The organism is Streptomyces sp. NPDC046727 (genome assembly GCF_040645635.1).
Taxonomy (GTDB): Bacteria; Actinomycetota; Actinomycetes; order Streptomycetales; family Streptomycetaceae; genus Streptomyces.
This window is the reverse complement of sequence record NZ_JBEYYR010000031.1, coordinates 97094-117457: the sequence shown is the minus strand read 5'-3', so window position 1 is coordinate 117457 and position 20364 is coordinate 97094. Positions and strand designations below refer to the sequence as shown.

Genomic DNA, 20364 nt, shown 5'->3' with positions numbered 1-20364 from the left:
CGGTGAGCACCGGGAGCGTGTCGTCCCGGCGCGTCGAACGCGGGCCCGGCACCGGTGTTCCGGACGGGGGCTCAGGATCCGGCGTCGCGCTCCCAGACGTAGAAGCGCTGTGCCATGGCGTCCTTCGGGGACCGCCAGGTCTCCGGGTCGTACGCGCTGACGTACGCCTGGAGGCGCTCGCTGACCTCCCTGAAGTCAGGGTGCGAGGTGACCTTGGCGATGGCCGGTCCGGGCTCCCGGTCGGCCTCGATGAGGTGCATGTACACATCGCCGAACTGGAAGAGGCTGCGCCGGACCACTCCGACGAGGTGGGGCAGCTCTCCCCGGTCGGACTCCGCGAACACCTTGGCGATGTCGGGGGCGGAGCCCGGGGCCATCCGGGCGACGATCAGGGCCTGGTGCACGGTCGTCTCCTGTCGTCCGGCTCAGTCGGCCAGGGCCGCGGCGGACGGCCGGTGACCGGACGCCGCCTTCTCGATCTTGCTCCGGATCAGATCCAGCTGGATCTTGGAGTTCTTGTTGATGTTGTCGGTCATCCACGCGTCGTCGACGGGGGCGTCCGGCTTCATCTCGAAGTCCTGGGTCCAGACCATCCGGGTGCCGGCGGGGACCTCCTCGTACCGCCAGTGGATGTTCATGTAGGCGAAGGGCCCGGTCTCCACCCGGCGCGCCTTGACGGTGAGCGAGTCGCGGTCCGGCTCACGCTCGGAGACCCAGCTCCAGACGGTGCCGTTCTCGTCCGGGTGCATGGTCAGCCGGAACGTCGTCCTGGCGCCCTCCCGCTTGAGGACCTCCACGGACGCGTACTCGCTGAACAGCTGCGGCCACCGCTCCAGGTCGTTGGTCATGTCCCAGACCAGGTCCAGCGGGGCGGCGATGATGATCTCGTTCTGGGTGTGTCCTGCCATCTCAGGCTCCTGCCATCAGGGTGCTGTTGATGAGGTTGAGGAACTCCTGCGGCGTCTTGCAGCGCTCCGCGTCGACCGGCATCGGGGTGCCGTGGGTGTTCTCCAGCTCGCCGACGATGCCGAGCAGGCCGAGCGAGTCGACGCCGAGGACGTCGAAGCCGGTCTCCGGCTTCTCCATGAGCTGCTGCGGGCTGACGGTGACCCCGGCGGCCTTCTTCATCAGCGCGGCGAGTTCTTCCACGGTGATCTGCGGCATGTTGTTCTCCTCCTTTGCTGTACTCACTGCGCGGTGCCGCGTCGCAGCACCAGCGCCGAGTTCGACCCCATGAGTCCGCGGCTGAGGACGAGCGCCGTCCGCAGTTCGGCGGCGCGGGGGCGGCCCGTGACGAGGTCGAGGTCGTGGCAGACGTCGAAGACGTTCGGCGTCGGCGGGATCAGGCCGTGCTCCATCGCCAGCACGGCCGCCGCGGTGTCCAGCACGGGGGCCGCGCAGTACCCCCGGCCGATCCCGGTCTTCGGCGCGGTGACCGGTACCCGGGTGCCGTGCTCGCCGAGGGCGTCGGCGAGCGCCAGCGCCTCCGCCCGGTCCGCCTCCGGCACCCCGAGCGCGTCGGCGAAGACGACGTCGACCTCCTCGGGGGCGCAGTCGGCCTCGCGCAGGGCCTGCCGGACGGCGTGGGCGAGGCCGTGCCGGGACTCCGCCCAGCGGGAGGCGCCGGTGAAGGTGGCCGCGTGGCCCGCCACGACGGCCCGGACCTCGGCGCCGCGTTCCCGGGCGGTGCCCGCCGCCTCCACGACGAGCATCGCGCCGCCCTCGCCCGGCACGAACCCGCACGCCGCCTGGGTGAACGGACGGTAGGCCCGGGACGGGTCCGTCTCCCGGCTCAGTTCCTCGTAGCCGAGCTGGCAGACCATCGAGTACGGCGCGAGCGGCGCCTCGGTGGAGCCGGCCACGATCACATCGGTGCCGCGCCGCACCGCCCGGGCCGCGTGGGCGAGGGCGTCCAGGCCGCCGGCCTCGTCGGAGGCGACGACCGAGCAGGGCCCCTTGAAGCCGCGGCGGATCGACACCTGGCCGGTGCTCGCGGCGTAGAACCAGGCGATGGACTGGTACGGCCCGACGAACCGGCTGCCCTTGCCCCACAGTTGCTGCAGTTCGCGCTGGCCGAACTCGCCGCCGCCGGACCCGGCGGCGGTGACCACGCCGATGGAGTACGGCGCGTCGGGGATGCTGGCCGGCCCGAGCCGGGCGTCGTCCAGCGCGAAGTCGGCCGCGGCCATGGCGTAGTGCGTGAACCGGTCGGTCTGGACGAGGAAGCGCTCCTCGATCGTGGCCGCCGGGTCGAAGGCGCGGACCTCACCGGCCACCTTGAGGGGAAGGTGCTCGCAGCCCTCGCGGGTGACCCGGTCGAGGACGCTGAGGCCCTCCTGGGTGGCCTTCCAGAAGGTGTCGGTGCTGGTGCCGTTGGGTGCGACCACCCCGATGCCGGTGATGGCCGCGCGCCGGTCCTGCGGTTCGCTCATCGTGTCCTCACTCCCTCGGCCGGGTCAGGATCACCGCGGACTGGAAGCCGCCGAACCCGCTGCCCACGGACAGCACGCTGCTCAGCTTCCGTTCACGGGCGACGCGCGGGACGTAGTCCAGGTCGCACTCGGGGTCGGGGATCTCGTAGTTCGCGGTCGGCGGTACGACCTGCCTGGCGAGGGCCAGTACGCAGGCGACCAGTTCTATGGCGCCGATCGCCCCGAGGGAGTGCCCCACCATCGACTTGATGGAGCTCATCGGGGTGTCGTAGGCGTGGTGGCCGAGCGCCCGCTTCACGGCCGCCGTCTCGTGGCGGTCGTTCTGCCGGGTGCCGGAGCCGTGCGCGTTGACGTAGTCGATCGCCGTCGGGTCGAGCCGCGCCTGGTCGAGGGCGGTCTCGACGGCCCGCGCCATCTCCAGGCCCTCCTTGGTCAGACCGGTCATGTGGTAGGCGTTGCCGAAGGTGGCGTAGCCGCCGAACTCGCAGTACACGTGGGCACCGCGGGCCCGGGCGTGCTCCAGTTCCTCCAGGACGAGGACCGCGCCGCCCTCGCCCATGACGAAGCCGTCACGGTTGTTGTCGAAGGGCCGGGAGGCGTGCGCGGGGTCGTCGTTGTTCGGGGACGTGGCCTTGATCGCGTCGAAGCAGGCCATGGTGATCGGGGATATCGGGGAGTCCGACGCCCCCGCGATGCATATGTCGGCCCGGCCTTCCTGAACGGTGTGGAAGGCGTATCCGACCGCGTCCAGTCCGGAGGTGCAGCCGGTGGACACGGTCTGCACGGGGCCCTGGGCGCCGAAACGTTCCGCCACCGCGGAGGCCACGGTGCTCGGCGAGAACGCCCGGTGCAGCTGCGGCTCCGCCTCGGCGTGGTCGACGTCCCACCGCTGCCCGCGATGGCTGACCAGGACGTAGTCGTGCTCCAGACGGGTGGTGCCGCCGACCGCGGTGCCCAGGGAGACGCCGACCCGCCAGGGGTCCTCCCGGGCCATGTCCAGGCCGGAGTCCCGGACCGCCTCCTGCCCGGCGACCAGGGCGAACTGTATGTACCGGTCCGACCGCTGGACCTGCTCGGCGTCCAGCCCGTGCGCGGCCGGGTCGAAGTCGCACTCGGCGGCGATCCGGGACCTGAGCCCGGCCGGGTCGAAGAACGTGATGCCCCGGGTCGCGGTCCGGCCTTCGGCGAGCAGCTCCCAGAACGCCGGTACGCCGATCCCGCCCGGGGCCACGACGCCTATGCCGGTCACCGCCACGCGCCGGCTCATGAGCGGACCTCCTCCCGGCCGGCCGGCCGGGAGGCGACGGCTTCCGTCCCCTCCGTGTCGACGTGGCCGAGGGCCGGCCGCGGGGCCAGCGGCCCCAGGTGGAAGACGATCCGCGCCTCCACGTTGCCGACGTTGCGGAAGCGGTGGCGCATGTTCATGGGGATCATCAGCCCCTGCTCGGGCCGCAGCGGGTGCGGCTCGCCGTCCAGGTCCACCTCCAGCCGGCCGCACAGGACGTAGACGAACTCCTCGGAGTACGGGTGGTAGTGCTCACCGATGCGGTCGCCGGGCTGCACGATGGCGACGCCCATGAATCCGCTGGTGGAGCCGACCGTCGCCGGGGTGAGCATGGCGCGCAGATCGCCGCCGCGCCGGGTGTTGGGCTCGACCTCGCTGAGGTCCACGATCTTCGGAAGGGGTTTGATCACGGGGTTCCTCCGTTGGTGTGCTGTGCCTGCCAAGGTCAGGCGTCCGGCGAACGGCGGTCGGTGACGAGGTCCATGCCGACGGGCGGGCCGTCCAGCAGGGCGCTCAGCGCGCCCTGGCGTCCGGGTTCCGGCAGGACGACCCGCCCGCCCAGACCGGGGCGTACGTCGATCAGCCGTACGACGACGTCGTCGCGGTGGAAGATCGTGCTGCGCAGGACCGGGCTGTCCGGGTCGCCCGCCGCCGCCCCGTCCTGCTGGGCGAGCCGCTCCGCCAGCTGCATCCCGAGGCCCGGCCGGGCCGGGTAGTACAGGGCCTGCCGCTCGCCCTCGGCGAGTTCGTCCACGGTGACGTGGTGCACGGCGGGCAGCGCCGCCCGGGTGAAGAACACCCGCGCGGACTCCTGGTCATTGAGATCCCGCTCCTGCTCCAGGTACGGGTTGATGGCCTCCTCGACGGCCCGTACCTCGGGCTGCCGGGCGACGTGGCGCAGCGCCGCGAGCAGGTCGCCGCGCACCTCGATGGCCCGCACGACCCGGTTGCCGTGCATGAACAGGGAGGTGCGGCACAGCCGGGTGGCCTCGTCGACCCGCGCCTCGGGCGAGGCGTAGTCCGAGAGGATCCGCTTGACCTCCGACTCGCTGCCCGGCTTGACCGTGAAGGTCAGCGCGTGCCGGATGACGCCGTCGCCGATCCGCGGGGATGCCTGGAGCCTGCGCCGCGGCGTGGCGGCCTCCGGCTCGCCGCCCGTCTCCCGGACGACGTGGAAGCGCAGCGACCGGGTGTCCCGGACGCAGCTGTGCAACGGCTCCACCATCCGCACGTGCTCCTCGCTGTTCACCCAGGTGAGGAACGGCGGGGCGCTCTCCCATTCGCTGGTGATGAGCCATTGGGAGGGGTTCTCGATCGACTGGCACAGCTGGTCGCTGACATGGCCGGGCACCTGCGCCACCTGGTTGCACAGTTGCTCGTATGCCTCAAGGAACTGCTGCTGGGCGCCGTCGTAGACGTCCACGAGCAGGACGACCCGGAGACGGGAGCCGTCGAACACGGACTGGGAGACCCGTGCCGACACCTGGCGCGTCAACTGGTCCGAGAGCTTTTCCGACGTGGTGGTCATGCTGCGCAACTCCTTCACGGGGCAGAGGCGAACGCCGGCCGCCGATGACGCGACGTCAGCGCTTCTTGATCCTGTGCCGCTTCCCGGGGTATGCGCGACTCGCGTGAACCACGTGGGTGATTGAGCACGCGAAAGCCCTCCCAGAGGGCACAGAAAACAGCAACGCGCTCACACCCCGACCCCTGCCTCTGGAGCCTTGATGCAGCAGAAAGCCGATCACCAGGTGCCCGTCCTCGTCGTGGGCGGCTCTCTGGTGGGCCTGTCCATGTCCCTCTTCCTGGGCCGTCTCGGCGTACCGCACATGCTCGTCGAGCGGCACTCCGGGACCTCGATCCACCCGCGTGGCCGCGGCAACAACCTGCGGACCATGGAGCTGTTCCGGGTGGCCGGCATCGAGCCGGACATCAAGGCGGCGGCCTCGCTCCTCGCGGACAACCACGGCATCCTCCAGACCCCGACCCTGGTCGGCGACGCCGGCGAGTGGCTGTTCCGGCAGATCGACCCGGGCGGCGGACTCGCCAGGTTCAGCCCCACGACGTGGTGCCTGTGCAGCCAGAACGATCTGGAGCCGGTGCTGCTGAAGGGGGCCCGCGCGCTCGGCGGCGACCTTCGCTACTTCCACGAGATGGAATCGTTCGAGCAGGACCCCGAAGGAGTGACGGCGCTCGTCCGGGACCGCGAGAGCGACGAGCTGTACACGGTCCGCGCGGACTACCTGGTCGCGGCCGACGGCCCGCGCAGCCCCGTCCGGCGCCGGCTCGGCATCGGGCAGAGCGGTCACGGCGACCTCTTCGCCAACGTGAGCGTCACCTTCCGCTCCAAGCTGCTCGCGGACACGGTCGGCGACCGGCACTTCATCTGCTGCTACCTGACGAACCCCGAGGCCGACGGCGCCCTGCTGCCCGTCGACAACAAGGAGCACTGGGTCTTCCACGCGCCCTGGCACCCGGAGCACGGCGAGACGCTGGAGGAGTTCACCGAGGAGCGGCTCCAGCGGCACATCCGGCTGGCGGTCGGCGTGCCCGGCCTCGACGTCGAGATCACCGGCAAGGCGTCCTGGCGCGCCGCGGAACGGGTCGCCGAGCGGTACACGGCCGGCCGGGTCCTGCTGGCCGGCGACTCCGCCCACGAGATGTCCCCGACCGGCGCCTTCGGCTCCAACACCGGCATCCAGGACGCCCACAACCTGGCCTGGAAGCTGGCCGCGGTCCTCGACGGCTGGGCCGGCCCCGGCCTGCTGGAGACGTACGACTCCGAGCGCCGGCCCGTCGCCCTGGCGACCAGCGCCCGCGCCTCGGCCCGCTCCGTCGAGCACAGCCACCCCGGCTTCGCCCCCACCCCGGGGGTCGGCGGCGGACCGCGCAGCGGCATCCTCCCCGTCGTCCTCGCCTACCGCTACCTGGAGGGCGCCGTCCTGGGCGCCGACCCGGCCCAGCCGGTCGTACCCGACGAGGTGCGGCTGATCGCGGACCCGGGCAGCCGGGCGCCGCACCTGTGGCTGCGCCGGGCGGGCGCCCGGCTCTCCACGGTCGACCTGTACGAGCGGTCGCTGGTGCTGCTCAGCGACGCCGGGTCGGCCGCGGGCACGGCCTGGTACGAGGCGGCCCGGCGCATCGCCGGCACGGACGGCGTACGGCTGGAGGCGTACCGGATCGGCGCGGGGGCGGGCGCCGAGCTGACGTACGACGGGGACGGGCCCTCAGGCGGCGGGGACTGGGCCGCGGCCCACGGCACGACGGCGGACGGGGCGGTGCTGGTACGGCCGGACGGGTTCGTGGCCTGGCGCGCGTCCGGCGCCGCGGCGGACCCGGAGGCGGAGCTGCGGCAGGTCGTGGCGACGGTGCTGCGCAGGCGCTGAGCGCGTGGACGGCGACGCGGGCCCGGCGGGCGTCGGCCGCCGGGCTCAGGCGCTCAGATCCTGACTTCGACCGTCTTGGCGAGCCGGTCGTGCAGACCGCGGCCGTCGCGGTCCCAGACCAGCGCGGGGATCGCCAGGCACAGCAGGACCGTGCGCAGCAGGGAGCGCCCCGGGCTGACCGTGCCGGTCTCCAGGGCCACGACCCGGATGCCGAAGAGGCGCTTGCCGGGGGTGAAGCCGACCGTGCCGACGGTCAGGGCGCTCAGGACGAAGAAGACGCCGAGCGCCCAGTTGCTCGTAGCGGGGTTGTAGCCATGGGTGATCAGGCCGTATGCGATCAGGACGCACAGCGCCCAGTCCACGGCGAGTGCGCCGAGCCGCCGTCCGGGCCGGGCGATCGAGTTCGGCCCCTCCTCCGGGAGACCGAGCTGTTCGCCCCGGTATCCGAAGTCGGCGCCCGCCTCTTCCATGGCCGCGCGCGGCCCGGAGAGCCACGATCCCATTGCCTGCCTGTTGTCCACCCGTCCACGGTACTGTGCCCGGTTCCGGGCACTACGCCGAGGGGTGTGCCGGGGCTACGGTGGACACGTGGCCGGTTAACTTCTGCGAAACAAACGGGTCACGCCCGAGAAATCACCCGTCCCTAGGGTCGAGACCAGCGTGTGCCACCGCACTGGCCGCACGAACGATCTACCACCCCGGCGCGGACGGTCGGGAGTAGGAGGAGCTGGATGTTCCAGAACGCCGACGAGGCCAAGAAGTTCATCGCGGACGAGGACGTCAAGTTCGTCGACGTCCGATTCTGCGACCTGCCGGGCGTCATGCAGCACTTCACGGTGCCCGTTGAGGCGTTCGACCCGGACGAGGAGCTGGCCTTCGACGGATCGTCGATCCGCGGCTTCCAGGCCATCCACGAGTCCGACATGGCTCTGCGTGCCGACCTGTCCACGGCCCGTGTCGACCCGTTCCGCCGGGACAAGACCCTCAACATCAACTTCTTCATCCACGACCCGATCACGGGCGAGCAGTACTCTCGTGACCCGCGCAACGTGGCGAAGAAGGCGGAGGCGTACCTGGCGTCGACCGGTATCGCCGACACGGCGTACTTCGGCCCCGAGGCCGAGTTCTACGTCTTCGACTCGGTGCGCTTCGCGACCGGCGCGAACGAGTCCTTCTACCACATCGACTCCGAGGCGGGCGCCTGGAACACCGGCGCCCTGGAGAACAACCGCGGGTACAAGGTCCGCTACAAGGGCGGCTACTTCCCGGTCCCGCCGGTCGACCACTTCGCCGACCTGCGCGCCGAGATCTCCCTGGAGCTGGACAAGCAGGGCCTGAAGGTGGAGCGCCAGCACCACGAGGTGGGCACCGCCGGCCAGGCGGAGATCAACTACAAGTTCAACACCCTGCTCGCCGCCGCCGACGACCTGCAGCTCTTCAAGTACATCGTGAAGAACGTGGCCTGGCGCAACGGCAAGACCGCGACCTTCATGCCGAAGCCGATCTTCGGTGACAACGGCTCGGGCATGCACGTGCACCAGTCGCTGTGGAGCAACGGCGACCCGCTGTTCTACGACGAGGCCGGCTACGCGGGCCTGTCGGACACCGCCCGCTACTACATCGGCGGCATCCTCAAGCACGCCCCGTCGCTGCTGGCCTTCACCAACCCGACGGTGAACTCGTACCACCGTCTGGTGCCGGGCTTCGAGGCGCCGATCAACCTCGTGTACTCGCAGCGCAACCGCTCCGCCGCGATGCGTATCCCGATCACGGGTTCGAACCCGAAGGCCAAGCGCGTCGAGTTCCGCGCCCCGGACTCCTCCGGCAACCCGTACCTGGCCTTCTCGGCCCTGCTCCTCGCGGGTCTGGACGGCATCAAGAACAAGATCGAGCCGGCCGAGCCGATCGACAAGGACCTGTACGAGCTGGCTCCCGAGGAGCACGCGAACGTCGCCCAGGTCCCGACCTCGCTGAACGCCGTGCTGGACGCCCTTGAGGCCGACCACGAGTTCCTCCTCCAGGGCGACGTGTTCACGTCCGACCTGATCGAGACGTGGATCGACTTCAAGCGCACCAACGAGATCGCCCCGCTCCAGCTGCGTCCGCACCCGCACGAGTTCGAGCTGTACTTCGACGTGTGACAGACGCCCCGAAGCGCCGCCGAGGCCCCGCCGCTCCCCCCGTGGAGCGGCGAGGCCTCGGCCGTTGTCGGCCGCTCCGGGCTCAGCCCAGCGCGGACGCCGACGGTACGACCACCCCGTAGAGGTCCGCGACGGTGGCCAGGGCGCCGTGGTGGAGGTCGGGCGCGGGGACCCCGGCGACCGCCGTGCGCAGGGGGCGGGTCGCGCAGGCGTCGGCGACCACCGTGGGGCGGTTGCCGCGCAGGAAGGCGCCCTGTGCCGTGAACAGCACGCACATGTGGGTCATGAAGCCGGCGATCACCACGTCCTTGTGGCCGGCGGCGTCCACGTGCGCGGCGAGGTCGGTGTCGCGGAACGCGTCGGGGACTCCCTTCACGACGACGGGCTCGCCGTCGGCGGGGGCCACCCGGGGATGGATCCGGCCGATCTCGGCGCGGATGTCGTACGGGGTGCCCGGGCCGCCGTCGTTGATGACGTGGACGACCGGCGCCCCGGCGGCCCGCGCCCCGGCCAGCAGCCCGGCCGCGGCGTCGAGGGCGGCCTCCCAGCCCGCCAGCTCCATCACGCCCCGCGTGTAGGTGTTCTGGTAGTCGACCAGGATCAGCGTCAAGCCGGCGAGCGAGGCAGGGGTCTGGTCGAAGCCGTTCAGTTCGCGCAGCGTCGTGGTGGGCATGGCCGCCCTTTCTCCGGTGGTGGTCGGTGGGTACGGCGACCACGCTAGGAGCCGCCTGGAATGGCAGCAATGTCATGTAACTTGCAGATCCAGACATGACGGGGGCGGAGGGGATCCGGTGACCGGGGTGCGGCGGTTCATCGTCATCATGCTGTTCGACGGCGTCGACCTGCTGGACGTCACCGGGCCGCCGGAGGTGTTCGCCCTGCTCAGGCGGGAGACGGACGACGAGACCGGTTACGAGGTGGTCCTGGCCGCCGAGACCATGGACCCGGTCACCACCGCCGCCGGGGTGCGGGTGCTGCCCGACCTGACCTTCGCGGAGGCTGCCCGCAGAGCCATCGACACCCTGCTGGTGCCCGGCTCGGTCGAGGTCGACGAGCAGCGCCGGGTGCACGCCCTGACCGACCCCGCCGTCGTCGCCCGGGTCGGGGCGCTCGCCGCCCGGAGCCGGCGCGTCGCGTCCGTCTGCGTGGGCGCGCACCTGCTCGCCGCCGCCGGTCTGCTGGACGGCAGGCGCGCCACCACCCACTGGTCGACCGCGCAGCAGCTGGCCGCCGACCATCCCGAGGTCGAGGTCGACGCCGACCCGATCTTCATCCAGGACGGCGGGGTGTGGACCGGCGCGGGCATCACCGCCTGCCTGGATCTGTCCCTGGCGCTCGTCGCCGAGGACTTCGGGGAGGCCGCCGCGCTGCGGGTCGCCCGCCAGCTGGTCATGTACCTGAAGCGGCCGGGCGGGCAGAGCCAGTTCAGCGTCCCCGTCGAGCCGGTCTCCACGACCCGGCGCATGACCGAGCTGCGCCACTACGTCGCCGAGCACCTCGCCGGGCCGCTGACCCTCGCCGACCTGGCCCGGCACGCCCATGTCAGCGAGCGCCAGCTCACCCGGATCTTCAAGACGGAGCTGGGCATGACCCCGGCCGCCTATGTCGAGGCGGCCCGCGTCGAGGTGGCCCGGAACCGGCTCGAGACCACGGACGACACCCTGGACCGCGTGGCGTCCGGCTGCGGCTTCGGCACGACCGACACCCTCATCCGGGCGTTCCGCCGCAAGCTCGACACGACGCCCACCGAGTACCGGAGCCGTTTCCGCCACTCCGGCTGACCGACTCCGGCCCCCGTGCAACCATTGCCGCTTCCCAGGATTCCTATTGTCGGGAGATCATCCCTCCCGACCATGTCGGACGAGAGAGGTTGAACGGGGATGCCGGAACAGGACGACTGGGAGCACGAGTTCGATCACAGGTGGGCGAACTCGGCCGAGCACAAGGAGCCTTCCGCCCGGGCGCGGATGCTCGCCGCCCGCTGGAAGGAGAACCCGCCGGAGCCCGCGCCGTTCCGCGCGGACCCGGACCCGGCGCCGCGCCGGTCCTCGTGGGTGTCGACGGCCGTGGTGCTCGGCTGCGTGGCCGTGGTGATCGTGCTGCTGGGGTACGCGCAGATGCGCTCGCCCTACTAGCAGGCACGCCACCGGCAGGCCCAGGGGCCTTTGCCCGGCCTGGGGCCGTTCCGGACCACTTCATGGGGATCGGCGGGTGCACACTGGACAGCGGGACGAGTGCCTGACTGCGGGGTGATGCAAGATGCAGAGCCGCTTCCGAAGCGATCGACGGCTGACCGTACGCATGACGATCACGCTGTTCCTGCTCGGGCTGCTGTACGTGGGTTTCGTCGCCGCCCTGATCGTGTTGCTGAAGTCGTGGCTGCTGGTCGTGGTGCTGGTGGGCGCGATGTTCGTGGCGCAGTTCTGGTTCTCCGACCGGATCGCGATGTTCGCCATGCGCGGGCGGGTCGTGGAGCGGGAGGAGTATCCCGAGCTGCACGCCGTGGTGGACCGGCTGTGCGCGATCGCCGACATGCCCAAGCCGGTGGTCGCCGTGTCCGAGATGGACATGCCGAACGCGTTCGCGACCGGGCGCAATCCCGAGCACGCCGTGGTCTGTGTGACCACGGGGCTGCTGCGGCGGCTGGAGCCGGCCGAGCTGGAGGGCGTGCTCGCGCACGAGCTGTCGCACGTGGCGCACAAGGACGTCGCCGTGATCACGGTGGCGTCCTTCCTCGGGGTGATCGCGGGCCTGATCGTGCGGTTCGCCTTCTACTCGCAGATCTTCGGCGGCGGTCGCCGGGACCAGAACACCGCCGTCGTCTTCGCCGCCGTGATCGGCGTCTCGGCGGCCGTGTACGCGATCAGCTTCCTGCTGATCCGGGCCCTGTCCCGGTACCGGGAGCTGGCGGCCGACCGCGCGGCGGCGCATCTGACCGGCCGGCCCTCGGCGCTGGCGGCGGCGCTCACCAAGGTCTCCGGGGACATCGCCAGGATCCCGACCAAGGACCTGCGCACGGCCCAGGCGTTCAACGCGTTCTACTTCACCCCGGCGACCGGCAAGGAGCCCGGCATCGAGCGGTACTTCTCCACGCACCCGAGCCTGGAGCAGCGGCTCGACCAGCTGGGCCGGATCTCGGCGGAGCTGGGCGAGGCCGCCGCCCCCGGGAAGGCGGGCTGACCGTGGGGCTGCTGGACATCCTGCTGGGGCGTACGAAGCCGGTCGCGCCCGATCTCGACCAGCTGTTCGCGCTGCCGTCGGCGGCGGTCACGCTGCAGGCGGCGGCCGGGTTCACGCCGACCGGCTGCGGGGCGGTGTGCTTCGCCACGGTGGAGGGCGGGGCCTTCGAGCAGACGCACCGTGAGGTGCAGGCGCTGCTGGACGCGGACACCGACCGCACCGGCCCTCCGGTGGAGCTGCGCCGGGACGACTACGGCTACTCCTGGCTGGTGTCCCGGCGCTCCCCCGACCAGCTGCCACAGCTCGTCAACGACCTGCACGCGGTGAACGACTCACTGGAGATCAACGGCTTCGGCCCGCAACTCCTGTGCTCCCTGGCCGGCTTCACGAACGACACCGGCCGCCGCCTGGCGCTCGTGTACCTCTACAAGCGCGGGACGTTCTATCCGTTCGCCCCGCTGCCCGGTGCCGAGCGGCGGGACACCGCGCTGGAGCTGCAGCTGAAGGCGGTGCTCGGGAACGACCTGCGGATCGAGCAGGACCTGGGCCGGTGGTTCCCGGTGTGGGGCGCCCCCGGCCTGTGACGGTCGGCGGCGCCCCCGCTCAGCGTGCCTTCTCCCGCTGCTGCCTGCGGGCCTCGTAGGGCCGCTCACGGCGGTAGCGGCGCTCCCACTTGGCCTGCCGGTCCCGGCGCTCCCGGTACGCCCGGTAGCTGTCGGGCAGGGCGCCGGAGCCGGCCGGCGGGGTCGTGCCGGGCGAGCCGCGCCCGTGCGTCGCGTACAGATACAGCAGGGCGACTGCGGCGAGCCACCAGAGATGGTTTCCGATTCCGAGGATCACCAGGACGACGGTCCCGGACGCGACGATGCCACGCATGACGGACCTCCGTTGGGGTGAGGGTGGGCCGAGGGGCGTCTGTCTGTTTCGCCTCCCTTTGTTCAGCGTAGGGAGGGCGGGACGGCGGGTGCATCCCGTTTTCCGGCCCGCGGGGCGCCCGTGAGTGAATGACCCGCATGGACGAACTCACCGGTTTCAGTTACGCGTACGACGGCGAACGGCTCAGCGGAGCGAGCGCCGGCCCGGCCGGCCGGACCACGGCGGTACTGCTCCACGGCGCGGGCAACGGCAGCAAGGAGCGGCTCCTGCCGTTCCTCACCGATTTCGCCGCCCAGGGCTGCCGGGCGCTGGCGTTCGACTTCTCCGGGCACGGCGACAGCACGGGCGCACTCGCGGAGTTGAGCCTGCGCCGGCGGTACGAGCAGGCGGTGGCGGTGCTCGACGCGCACGTCCCGGCGGACGATCCGCTGGTGCTGGTCGGATTCAGCATGAGCGGACAGACGGTCGCGGACCTCGTACGGCACTACGGGGACCGGGTGGCGGCGGTGGGCCTGTGCGCGCCCGCCGTCTACACGCCCGAGGCCTGGGAGGTCCCGTTCGGCACCGGCGAGGGCCGCTTCTCCGAGCTGATCCGCACGCCCGGCAGCTGGCGGCACTCCCCCGCCCTGGAGGCGCTCCGCACCTACGCGGGCCGGGCGGTGCTGGCCGTCCCGGGCACCGACACGATCATCCCGCCGGAGGTGACGGAGGCCGTGCAGGAGGCGCTGTCGGCCCGCGCCCGGTACACCCGCCTCGACCTGCCGGACGCCGAGCACTGGCTGGGCCTGTGGTTCCGCGACCACGCCGGGGACCGGCGGGACTTCGTGGCCGCGCTGCTGGACGGGGAGCGGCGGGCGGCGGGGCCGGTTGTCAGTGGCATCGGCGACCATGGCGGCAAGGACTCGTGAGTTCGTGAGTCATGGGGAGGCCGGGATGACGGTCGGGCGGCGGCACATCGGCGTGGCGGAGCGGCGGGCCCGGCTGGCCCTGCGGCACCGCCTCGCGGGTCCGGCACGGGCGGCGACTCCCGAGGAGGTCGCGGCCTCCCTGGTGGCCCTGCACGGCTCGGACCCGGCCACGGTGCACCTGGCGGTGGCCGCCCGGCTGACCGACCCCGCGAAGGGGGTCCCGGAGACGGAGCGGGCGCTGTACGAGGACGGCACGCTGGTGCGGATGCACGGCATGCGGCACACGGTGTTCGTGTTCCCGACGGAGCTGACGGCCGTCGTCCACGCCTCGACGGGCCTGACGGTGGCCGCCCGCGAGCGCGCGAGCCTGCTGAGAGACATGGCGGGTGCGGGCGCCCCGGACGCGGCCTGGCTGGCGGAGGTCGAGGAGGCCACGCTCGCCGCGCTGGCCCGGCGCGGCCAGGCGACGGCGGCGGAGCTGGCGGCGGACGAGCCCCGGCTGCGCGAACGGTTCGTGTACGCGGCCGGGAAGAGCTACGAGGGCGTCCACACGGTCTCGACGCGGCTGCTGCGGGTGCTGGGCGTGGAGGGCAAGGTGGTCCGGGGCCGGCCGCTCGGCTCCTGGACGTCCAGTCAGTTCCGCTGGGCGCCGGCGCCGCCCCACCCCGAGCTGGACGTGGCCGAGGCCCAGGCCGGCCTGCTGCGCCGCTGGCTGCGGGCGTGCGGCCCGGCGACCGAGGCGGACCTGAAGTGGTGGACGGGGTGGGGGGTGCGGGAGGTCCGCCGGGCGCTGTCCGCGATCGGCGCCGAGGAGGTCCTGCTGGACGAGGGCACGGGGTACGTCGCCGACGGGGACGCGGACCCGGTGGCGGCCCCCGAGGAGCCCTGGGCGGCGCTGCTCCCGGGCCTCGACCCGACGGCGATGGCCTGGCAGCGGCGCGACTGGTATCTGGACCCGGCGCTGCGGCCCCTGCTCTTCGACCGCAGCGGCAATGTCGGCCCGACGGTGTGGTGGAACGGCCGGGTGGTGGGTGGCTGGGCCCAGCGCGCGGACGGCGAGATCGTCTGGCGGATCCCGGAGGAGGCCGTCGCACGGGAGGCCGCGGCCGAGGTCACGGCGGAGGCCGAGCGGCTGCGCGGATGGCTCGGGACGACCCGCATCACCCCACGCTTCCGCACCCCGCTGGAACGGGAGTTGGCGGCCTGACGGCGCCGGGCGGCCTCTGGCACCGGCCCCGGGAAAACCGAGTCGACGCCGCCCGCCCCGCCCGGCACCGAGCACACCACCACCGCACCCCGGCAGACCGACGGCCGACACGACCACTCACCCACGCCATCGCCCCCCCCGGCACCACCCCAGACACCAGACGGCACGAGACGGCTTCCGGCACCGGCCCCAGGGAGACCGAGTCGACGCCGCCCGCCCCGCCCGGCACCGAGCACACCACCACCACACCCCGGCAGACCGACGGCCGACACCGACCACTCGCCCACGCCGTCGCCCCCCCCGGCACCACCCCGGACACCCTGACAGCCACGCCGGCCGAGCGGCCGGCCGAGTGCCGGGGTACCCCGGGTACCCAAGTGCCCTGCCCTCGCCTGCGGCAGGGCACCCGGCATCCTCGGTTCGCTCAGCGCGAGTAGCGCATCAGCGCGCGCACCATGTGGCACGTGGTGTCGGACGGGGGACGCATCCCGATCCGCTCGGCCGTGCTGCGGATCGTCTCGTTCCGGGCCTGGTCCGGCAGGTACAGCCCGGAGTCGAGCAGGGCTATGGCGAGGCGCATGGCCTTCAGGCGCCGGTTGTGCGAGACGTACCACTCGCGCGGTCGCCCCGCCGGCAGCGGTCGCTTCGCCACGGGCTCGTAGGGCGAGTCGAACAGCACGGAACGCTGGGCGGTGGACTGGGTCGGCAATGGCTTCGGCTTCAGAGCGGCAGCGGGCACGGGCATCCTCCTGTCGCGGTCAGGGCGGGCACCGGAGGTTCCGGCGCCTTCCCTCGAACACTGCTTCCAGTCTACCGGCGGGCACTGACAATCGGAGGTCCGCGCACGCGACGAAACCCCCAGGTGAGGCCGTGAATTGGCACTCCGTCACAGCCGAGGAGGATGAGGCTGCCGAGGTGTCGCACATTCGAACAGAGCCCTTGCCGAGTACCGTGTTCCGCATGGAGATCTGGATCAATCCGGCCTGTTCCAAGTGCCGCAGCGCGATCAGCCTGCTCGACGCCGAGGGGGCCGACTACACCGTCCGCCGCTACCTGGAGGACGTACCGGGCGAGGACGAGATCAGGGCCGTCCTCGGCCGGCTGAACCTCGAACCGTGGGACATCACCCGCACCCAGGAGGCGGTCGCCAAGGAACTGGGCCTCAAGGAGTGGCCGCGGGACGAGAGCGCCCGGGACCGGTGGATCACCGCGCTCGCCGAGCACCCCAAGCTGATCCAGCGCCCGATCATCACCGCGGACGACGGGACGACGCTGGTGGCCCGCAGCGAGGAGGCCGTACGGGAGGCCCTTTCCCACAACAAGAGCTGACAGGCCTTCATTTTTTCTGTGACGCAGGTTACTTCAGCGAGTCACGCGACCGCTGAGTAACCTCGTTCGGTATCTCGTACATAGCGGCGTACGCTCCCCTACCTCTTCAGGAGGCGCGCATGTCGCGCAGGAGAACTCTCGGTACGAAGAAGAAGCTCGCGCTGCTCGTCAGCGCCGCGGCGGTGGCGGGCGGCGGGGCCTTCGCACTGGCGTCCACCTCGAACGCCGCGCAGAGCCCCCAGAACGCCAAGACGCTGTCCGCCGGGGACTCGACCGTCTGTCAGGGGCTGGCCACGGCCCACGGCAACAACGACAGGTTCATCGCGGACCAGAAGGCGAAACCGGACGCGCAGTCGGCGGCCCGGATCGCCAACCGCGAGGCGGTCATCAAACAGATCGAGGTCCAGCAGAAGGCCGCCGGATGCACCGTTGGGGAGTCGGCTCAGGACTCCCAGGCGGCGCAGGGCGGCAACGCTCAGCAGGGTGCCGGCCAGCAGGCCGGGGGCGGCCAGCAGGCGGGCGGCGGCCAGCAGAGCGCGCAGCCCGCGCAGACCGGGGCCGCCGGAGCCGGCGACGGCGGTGCCGCGGCCTCCGGCCAGCAGGTGTGCAAGGGCTCCACCGTGACGCTCTCCGGCGAGGGCGGCGCCCCGGCCGCGTCCAGCAACCAGTTCCCGGCCGGGACGACCCTGAAGGTCACCAACCTGGACAACAACAAGTCCACCACGGTGAAGGTGACCTCCGTCTCGGGCAGCTGTGTCCTGCTCAACAACGCCGCCTTCGAACAGGTCCGGGAACCCGGCAAGTTCCTCATCCGGCGCGCGGTGATCGAGAAGGTGGGGTGAGGCTCAGGGAGCTGACAGGAAATCCGTGAGGTGACGGACCAGGGCTTCTGGTGCCGCTTGCGGCAGCGCGTGGTGCGAGACGTCCGGAAGGACGGCGGCCTGCACGCGCGGCAGTAGCGCGGTGGCCCGGTCCAGCACCTCGGTGGGGTCATGGGTCCTGCTGTTCGCGGCCACGAGCAGCAGGACCGGCACATCGAGGGCCCGCAGCGCGTCCGGTGCCGGACGCGGGCCCGTCACCGGTTTCACGGAGGGGAAGCCGGCGGCCGCCTCCTGGAGGCGCAGCCAGTCGGGGTCCATGGGCGCCGCTCCCCCGGTCTCCCACTCCAGGAAGGCACGGACCCGGCGGGGTGCGGGCCGCACCAGCATCGGCAGGGCGTGCAGCAGGTACGCCGCCTTGAATCCGGCGAAGCACTGCGTCGGATCCAGGAGGAACAGGCGGCGCACCCGCTCGGGCGCGCGCAGGGCGTGGTGCAGGGCGATCCCGGCGCCGTAGGAGTGCCCGCCGACGTCGGCCACGGTGACACCGAGGCCGTCCAGGACGGCGTTCAGCCAGTCGGCCAGGTCGGCGACCGTACGGGGGTGACGGTTGCCGGCCGGGGCGCTCAGGCCGGGGCCGCCGATCAGGTCCAGGGCGTAGACGCGGCGGATGCGGGCGAGGTCGGCGGCCTGCGCGTACCAGGAGGCGGAGGTCGCTCCGCCGCCGCCCGGCAGCAGGAGCAGCGGGGGCGCGTCGCGCGGGCCGCAGGCGTTGACGTGGGTGTCGCCGAAGGGCGTGGGCACGGTGAGGGCCTCGCGGTCGGGCGGCCACTGGGCCATGACCTTGTCGTATGCGACCCGGAACGCGTCGCTGTCGTGTGCGGGCACGGCACCGCCCCCTTATCATCTCGTTCAGCAAGATATTCGCTGAGCGAGATGATAGTCCGGAGGGCCCCCTTGTCCAGCTCGCCCGACCCCGCCCCGGAGATGGAGATCGTCCATCTCCTGCGTGCCGTCACCGTCGAACTCGGTCTGCACAGCGCCCGGTTCGCGCAGCGCAACGGCATGCACCCCACGGACGTACGCGCCCTGATCGCACTCATGGACGCGCGGCGCGCCGGCGAGGAGATGACCGCCGGGCGGCTCGGGGCCGAGCTGGGGCTCAACTCGGCGGGGACCACCGCGCTCGTCGACCGGCTGGAGCGGGCCGGACAGGTGCGGCGGGTGCGCGGGGAACGGGACCGGCGGCGGGTCGTGATCGAGGTGGAGGAGCGGGCGGTCGAGCTGGGGCAGGCCTTCTTCGGGCCGCTCATCGAGCGGTCACTGGAGCTGCTGCGGGGGTACGACGAACGGCAGCTGACGGCGATCCGGGGATTCCTGGGCGGAGTCCGGGAGGCCGCCGCCGAGGGCCGCGAGTGAGCGCCCATACCCCGCGGGTCCGCCCCTCACAACGTGAGCCGGGGCACAGAACCACCAGGTAACACGGGGTTCACACGAGAGCAATGACCGGGAAATCGCCTGTTGACAGGCTGCCCGGCAGATCGACGCGGCGCCCCGGTGCCGTAGCGCCGCAGCACCCGCAAGTGCGCCCGACCCACCCCCGAAGGATGTGGCCCCGTGACCTTCAAGGCTGAGTACATCTGGATCGACGGCACCGCGCCGACGGCCAAGCTCCGTTCCAAGACGAAGATCATCACGGGTGCCCCCGCCGGTCTCGACGCACTGCCGATCTGGGGCTTCGACGGCTCCTCCACCAACCAGGCCGAGGGGCACGCCTCGGACCGCGTGCTCAAGCCGGTCTTCACCTGCCCGGACCCGATCCGCGGCGGCGACGACATCCTGGTGCTGTGCGAGGTCCTCGACATCGACATGACCCCGCACCGCTCCAACACGCGTGCCGCGCTGGCCGAGGTCGCCGAGAAGTTCGCCGGGCAGGAGCCGATCTTCGGCATCGAGCAGGAGTACACCTTCTTCGACGGCACCCGCCCGCTCGGCTTCCCCGAGGGCGGCTTCCCGGCCCCCCAGGGCGGCTACTACTGCGGTGTCGGCGCCGACGAGATCTTCGGCCGCGAGATCGTCGAGAAGCACCTGGACAACTGCCTGAAGGCCGGCCTCGGCATCTCCGGCATCAACGCCGAGGTCATGCCGGGCCAGTGGGAGTTCCAGGTCGGCCCGCTCGCCCCGCTGGAGGTCTCCGACCAGCTGTGGGTGGCCCGCTGGCTGCTGTACCGCACCGCCGAGGACTTCGGCGTCTCCGCCACCCTGGACCCGAAGCCGGTCAAGGGCGACTGGAACGGCGCGGGCGCGCACACCAACTTCTCCACCAAGGCGATGCGCGAGGGCTACGACGCGATCATCACCGCGTGCGAGTCGCTCGGTGAGGGCTCCAAGCCGCTGGACCACGTCAAGAACTACGGCGCCGGCATCGACGACCGCCTGACGGGTCTGCACGAGACCGCCCCCTGGGACAAGTACTCCTACGGCGTCTCCGACCGCGGCGCCTCGGTGCGCATCCCGTGGCAGGTCGAGAAGGACGGCAAGGGCTACATCGAGGACCGCCGCCCGAACGCCAACGTCGACCCGTACGTGGTGACCCGCCTGCTGGTGGACACCTGCTGCTCCGCCCTGGAGAAGGCCGGCCAGGTCTGATCCTCCGCACCGCACCGAGGGGCGCCCGCTGTCACGGCGGGCGCCCCTCGCGCATATCGTGCGCCCCATGGAGTTCGAGGAGGAGCGGCCCGACCGGGGGAAGCTCACGCACGCGTACGGACCGGCCGGCGACCGAAGCACCCGGACCACGCC

The 20364-nt window shown here is 72.0% G+C and carries 24 protein-coding genes; 12 read left to right on the top strand and 12 right to left on the bottom strand.

From position 1 onward, the window contains the following. Window positions 1-71: 71 nt before the first annotated feature. The 7 genes from ABZ937_RS31145 to ABZ937_RS31115 are packed head-to-tail and all read right to left on the bottom strand — an operon-like array spanning window position 72 to window position 5245. The gene (locus ABZ937_RS31145) at window positions 72-404 is read right to left on the bottom strand and encodes a TcmI family type II polyketide cyclase (RefSeq protein ID WP_361696679.1); all 333 of its coding nucleotides are present in this window, start codon (window positions 402-404) and stop codon (window positions 72-74) included. A 21-nt stretch (window positions 405-425) separates the two neighbouring features. After that, window positions 426-908 (bottom strand): SRPBCC family protein, encoded by a 483-nt coding sequence (locus ABZ937_RS31140; RefSeq protein ID WP_361696678.1) that lies wholly within the window; start codon window positions 906-908, stop codon window positions 426-428. Between the two features lies 1 nt (window position 909). Next, window positions 910-1164, bottom strand: a complete 255-nt coding sequence (locus tag ABZ937_RS31135) for an acyl carrier protein (RefSeq protein ID WP_361696677.1) — start codon at window positions 1162-1164, stop codon at window positions 910-912. Between the two features lie 23 nt (window positions 1165-1187). Continuing rightward, the gene (locus ABZ937_RS31130) at window positions 1188-2432 is read right to left on the bottom strand and encodes a ketosynthase chain-length factor (RefSeq protein WP_361696676.1); all 1245 of its coding nucleotides are present in this window, start codon (window positions 2430-2432) and stop codon (window positions 1188-1190) included. A gap of 7 nt (window positions 2433-2439) precedes the next feature. Next, window positions 2440-3699: a beta-ketoacyl-[acyl-carrier-protein] synthase family protein gene (locus ABZ937_RS31125; protein ID WP_361696675.1), complete on the bottom strand. Its 1260-nt coding sequence runs from the start codon at window positions 3697-3699 to the stop codon at window positions 2440-2442. Next, window positions 3696-4127: a cupin domain-containing protein gene (locus ABZ937_RS31120; protein WP_361696674.1), complete on the bottom strand. Its 432-nt coding sequence runs from the start codon at window positions 4125-4127 to the stop codon at window positions 3696-3698. The genes ABZ937_RS31125 and ABZ937_RS31120 overlap by 4 nt, the downstream gene beginning before the upstream one ends. Window positions 4128-4162: 35 nt before the next feature. Further along, window positions 4163-5245, bottom strand: a complete 1083-nt coding sequence (locus tag ABZ937_RS31115) for a SchA/CurD-like domain-containing protein (RefSeq protein ID WP_361696673.1) — start codon at window positions 5243-5245, stop codon at window positions 4163-4165. 199 nt (window positions 5246-5444) lie between these two features. Between ABZ937_RS31115 and ABZ937_RS31110 the strand changes: the two genes are divergently transcribed. Further along, window positions 5445-7103: an FAD-dependent monooxygenase gene (locus ABZ937_RS31110; protein ID WP_361696672.1), complete on the top strand. Its 1659-nt coding sequence runs from the start codon at window positions 5445-5447 to the stop codon at window positions 7101-7103. Window positions 7104-7156: 53 nt separating this feature from the next. On the opposite strand, the gene ABZ937_RS31105 is transcribed toward ABZ937_RS31110, so the two are convergent. Next, entirely contained in the window at window positions 7157-7624 is a 468-nt protein-coding gene (locus ABZ937_RS31105) for an RDD family protein (RefSeq protein WP_361696671.1), read from the bottom strand. A 210-nt stretch (window positions 7625-7834) separates the two neighbouring features. On the opposite strand from ABZ937_RS31105, the gene glnA reads away from it, so the two are divergent. Continuing rightward, window positions 7835-9244 carry a type I glutamate--ammonia ligase gene (gene glnA, locus ABZ937_RS31100; protein ID WP_361696670.1) on the top strand — a complete coding sequence of 470 codons (1410 nt, stop codon included), beginning with the start codon at window positions 7835-7837 and terminating at the stop codon, window positions 9242-9244. 82 nt (window positions 9245-9326) lie between these two features. On the opposite strand, the gene ABZ937_RS31095 is transcribed toward glnA, so the two are convergent. After that, window positions 9327-9917, bottom strand: a complete 591-nt coding sequence (locus ABZ937_RS31095; protein WP_361696669.1) for an isochorismatase family protein — start codon at window positions 9915-9917, stop codon at window positions 9327-9329. 118 nt (window positions 9918-10035) lie between these two features. Here ABZ937_RS31095 and ABZ937_RS31090 point away from each other — a divergent pair, with 118 nt between their 5' ends. The 4 genes from ABZ937_RS31090 (at window position 10036) to ABZ937_RS31075 (ending at window position 13008) form a co-directional block, all read left to right on the top strand. Then, window positions 10036-11025 carry a DJ-1/PfpI family protein gene (locus ABZ937_RS31090; RefSeq protein WP_361696668.1) on the top strand — a complete coding sequence of 330 codons (990 nt, stop codon included), beginning with the start codon at window positions 10036-10038 and terminating at the stop codon, window positions 11023-11025. 99 nt (window positions 11026-11124) lie between these two features. Beyond that, window positions 11125-11379, top strand: a complete 255-nt coding sequence (locus ABZ937_RS31085; RefSeq protein WP_361696667.1) for a hypothetical protein — start codon at window positions 11125-11127, stop codon at window positions 11377-11379. A 166-nt stretch (window positions 11380-11545) separates the two neighbouring features. Next, window positions 11546-12424: a zinc metalloprotease HtpX gene (gene htpX / locus ABZ937_RS31080; protein WP_361696666.1), complete on the top strand. Its 879-nt coding sequence runs from the start codon at window positions 11546-11548 to the stop codon at window positions 12422-12424. Window positions 12425-12426: 2 nt separating this feature from the next. Continuing rightward, entirely contained in the window at window positions 12427-13008 is a 582-nt protein-coding gene (locus ABZ937_RS31075) for a hypothetical protein (protein ID WP_361696665.1), read from the top strand. 19 nt (window positions 13009-13027) lie between these two features. On the opposite strand, the gene ABZ937_RS31070 is transcribed toward ABZ937_RS31075, so the two are convergent. Further along, a complete protein-coding gene (locus tag ABZ937_RS31070) occupies window positions 13028-13300 on the bottom strand; it encodes a hypothetical protein (RefSeq protein ID WP_361696664.1) in 273 nt (90 codons plus the stop codon). Between the two features lie 128 nt (window positions 13301-13428). On the opposite strand from ABZ937_RS31070, the gene ABZ937_RS31065 reads away from it, so the two are divergent. After that, window positions 13429-14208: an alpha/beta fold hydrolase gene (locus ABZ937_RS31065; protein WP_361696663.1), complete on the top strand. Its 780-nt coding sequence runs from the start codon at window positions 13429-13431 to the stop codon at window positions 14206-14208. 25 nt (window positions 14209-14233) lie between these two features. After that, the gene (locus ABZ937_RS31060) at window positions 14234-15415 is read left to right on the top strand and encodes a winged helix DNA-binding domain-containing protein (RefSeq protein WP_361696682.1); all 1182 of its coding nucleotides are present in this window, start codon (window positions 14234-14236) and stop codon (window positions 15413-15415) included. Between the two features lie 424 nt (window positions 15416-15839). Here ABZ937_RS31060 and ABZ937_RS31055 read toward each other — a convergent pair whose 3' ends face one another. Next, window positions 15840-16154, bottom strand: a complete 315-nt coding sequence (locus ABZ937_RS31055; protein ID WP_361696662.1) for a hypothetical protein — start codon at window positions 16152-16154, stop codon at window positions 15840-15842. Window positions 16155-16375: 221 nt separating this feature from the next. Between ABZ937_RS31055 and ABZ937_RS31050 the strand changes: the two genes are divergently transcribed. Continuing rightward, window positions 16376-16744, top strand: a complete 369-nt coding sequence (locus ABZ937_RS31050; RefSeq protein WP_361696661.1) for an ArsC/Spx/MgsR family protein — start codon at window positions 16376-16378, stop codon at window positions 16742-16744. Window positions 16745-16863: 119 nt separating this feature from the next. Next, window positions 16864-17586, top strand: coding sequence for a hypothetical protein (locus ABZ937_RS31045; RefSeq protein WP_361696660.1), 723 nt, complete (start codon window positions 16864-16866; stop codon window positions 17584-17586). Between the two features lie 3 nt (window positions 17587-17589). On the opposite strand, the gene ABZ937_RS31040 is transcribed toward ABZ937_RS31045, so the two are convergent. Next, complete coding sequence (locus ABZ937_RS31040) at window positions 17590-18402, bottom strand: alpha/beta fold hydrolase (protein WP_361696681.1); 813 nt, start codon at window positions 18400-18402, stop codon at window positions 17590-17592. Window positions 18403-18549: 147 nt separating this feature from the next. On the opposite strand from ABZ937_RS31040, the gene ABZ937_RS31035 reads away from it, so the two are divergent. After that, window positions 18550-18981 (top strand): MarR family transcriptional regulator, encoded by a 432-nt coding sequence (locus ABZ937_RS31035; protein ID WP_361696680.1) that lies wholly within the window; start codon window positions 18550-18552, stop codon window positions 18979-18981. 198 nt (window positions 18982-19179) lie between these two features. Further along, window positions 19180-20211, top strand: a complete 1032-nt coding sequence (gene glnII, locus ABZ937_RS31030) for a glutamine synthetase (protein ID WP_361696659.1) — start codon at window positions 19180-19182, stop codon at window positions 20209-20211. Window positions 20212-20364 lie beyond the last annotated feature (153 nt).

Excerpts from the sequence above, each read along its gene's own strand:
- ABZ937_RS31070 (WP_361696664.1), bottom strand. The coding sequence starts at position 13,300 with ATGCGTGGCATCGTCGCGTCCGGGACCGTCGTCCTGGTGATCCTCGGA.
- ABZ937_RS31110 (WP_361696672.1), top strand. The coding sequence starts at position 5,445 with ATGCAGCAGAAAGCCGATCACCAGGTGCCCGTCCTCGTCGTGGGCGGC.
- ABZ937_RS31095 (WP_361696669.1), bottom strand. The coding sequence starts at position 9,917 with ATGCCCACCACGACGCTGCGCGAACTGAACGGCTTCGACCAGACCCCT.
- ABZ937_RS31035 (WP_361696680.1), top strand. The coding sequence starts at position 18,550 with ATGGAGATCGTCCATCTCCTGCGTGCCGTCACCGTCGAACTCGGTCTG.
- ABZ937_RS31135 (WP_361696677.1), bottom strand. The coding sequence starts at position 1,164 with ATGCCGCAGATCACCGTGGAAGAACTCGCCGCGCTGATGAAGAAGGCC.
- ABZ937_RS31065 (WP_361696663.1), top strand. The coding sequence starts at position 13,429 with ATGACCCGCATGGACGAACTCACCGGTTTCAGTTACGCGTACGACGGC.
- ABZ937_RS31125 (WP_361696675.1), bottom strand. The coding sequence starts at position 3,699 with ATGAGCCGGCGCGTGGCGGTGACCGGCATAGGCGTCGTGGCCCCGGGC.
- ABZ937_RS31045 (WP_361696660.1), top strand. The coding sequence starts at position 16,864 with ATGTCGCGCAGGAGAACTCTCGGTACGAAGAAGAAGCTCGCGCTGCTC.
- ABZ937_RS31130 (WP_361696676.1), bottom strand. The coding sequence starts at position 2,432 with ATGAGCGAACCGCAGGACCGGCGCGCGGCCATCACCGGCATCGGGGTG.
- ABZ937_RS31050 (WP_361696661.1), top strand. The coding sequence starts at position 16,376 with ATGGAGATCTGGATCAATCCGGCCTGTTCCAAGTGCCGCAGCGCGATC.
- ABZ937_RS31060 (WP_361696682.1), top strand. The coding sequence starts at position 14,234 with ATGACGGTCGGGCGGCGGCACATCGGCGTGGCGGAGCGGCGGGCCCGG.
- glnA (WP_361696670.1), top strand. The coding sequence starts at position 7,835 with ATGTTCCAGAACGCCGACGAGGCCAAGAAGTTCATCGCGGACGAGGAC.
- ABZ937_RS31040 (WP_361696681.1), bottom strand. The coding sequence starts at position 18,402 with ATGGCCCAGTGGCCGCCCGACCGCGAGGCCCTCACCGTGCCCACGCCC.
- htpX (WP_361696666.1), top strand. The coding sequence starts at position 11,546 with ATGACGATCACGCTGTTCCTGCTCGGGCTGCTGTACGTGGGTTTCGTC.
- ABZ937_RS31115 (WP_361696673.1), bottom strand. The coding sequence starts at position 5,245 with ATGACCACCACGTCGGAAAAGCTCTCGGACCAGTTGACGCGCCAGGTG.
- ABZ937_RS31140 (WP_361696678.1), bottom strand. The coding sequence starts at position 908 with ATGGCAGGACACACCCAGAACGAGATCATCATCGCCGCCCCGCTGGAC.
- ABZ937_RS31085 (WP_361696667.1), top strand. The coding sequence starts at position 11,125 with ATGCCGGAACAGGACGACTGGGAGCACGAGTTCGATCACAGGTGGGCG.